The 865-nt window shown below is 65.1% G+C and carries 1 protein-coding gene; it reads left to right on the forward strand.

The window, feature by feature from the left end; all coding sequences use genetic code 11:
* Positions 1 to 182 precede the first annotated feature (182 nt).
* The gene (locus tag AQJ27_RS51480) at positions 183 to 551 is read left to right on the forward strand and encodes a VOC family protein (protein WP_067386030.1); all 369 of its coding nucleotides are present in this window, start codon (positions 183 to 185) and stop codon (positions 549 to 551) included.
* The last annotated feature ends 314 nt before the right edge of the window (positions 552 to 865 follow it).

An 865-nucleotide genomic window follows, 5' to 3' on the forward strand; every position in this document is an offset into this window, starting at 1 on the left:
ACTGAGCCTTCGCCAACTTGAAACCGCAGTTCAAGGGGCTCGTGTGACCGGTTCTCGGGGTGCTCACGCTGGTCGTGAACGGCAGTCTGGGGCGTAGATCGTCTGGCAGGGCGGGTTTGCCGATGAGTTCACCGTCCGCGAACGGTCTACCCAGCGACACGACCGTTCTCGATAGGAGTGCCATGTCCACCATCCAGCCAGTGATCCTGACTGCCGACCAAGACGTCCTGCTCGGCTTCTATACGAAGTTGTTCGGCGCCGAGGAGATCTTCCGGGTACCGGAGGAAGGGCCGGCCTTCTACCGCGGCTTGCGCATCGGCGACACCGACCTCGGGCTGGTGGCCAAGACGGACCTGGGGACCGGGGCGGCACCGCGGATGCTGCTCAGCATCGGTGTCGACGACGTCGACGAGACGCTCGGCCACGTGGAGGCTCTGGGCGGCTCGGTCCGTAGCGGCCCCAACAACATGCCGTGGGGACAGCGCGTCGCCCACATTCAGGACCCCGACGGCAACCCGGTGAACCTGACCCAGCCGATCCCGGCCCAGTGACACTGTTCCAGGTGCTTGTGCTGGTCGTGGGCTGCCTGCGGTAGAGATCATTTACCGGTAGCGGCCTCGATGCCAGGCGAACAGCGCTGCTTGGGGGTGCTGTCTGAGGAGTAGATCGTCTGACGGAGCCGGGGTTCGTTGATTCCTGCTCGCTGGGGCCGGGCGGCCTTTTACGATCCGGTACATGGTTCCCGAGCTGCTGAAACGGATCACCGCGCGGCGGGCGGAGCTGGACGAACTCGAGGAACAGCTGGCCAAGCAGCTGACGGAGGTGCGAGCCGAGCGGGATGAACTCGCCGTCGCTGAACGTGTCC

The sequence above is a fragment of the Streptomyces olivochromogenes genome, assembly GCF_001514115.1.
GTDB lineage: Bacteria > Actinomycetota > Actinomycetes > Streptomycetales > Streptomycetaceae > Streptomyces > Streptomyces olivochromogenes.

What these genes read in the sequence shown, in the direction of transcription:
- AQJ27_RS51480 (WP_067386030.1), top strand. Translation starts at nt 183, where the DNA reads ATGTCCACCATCCAGCCAGTGATCCTGACTGCCGACCAAGACGTCCTG.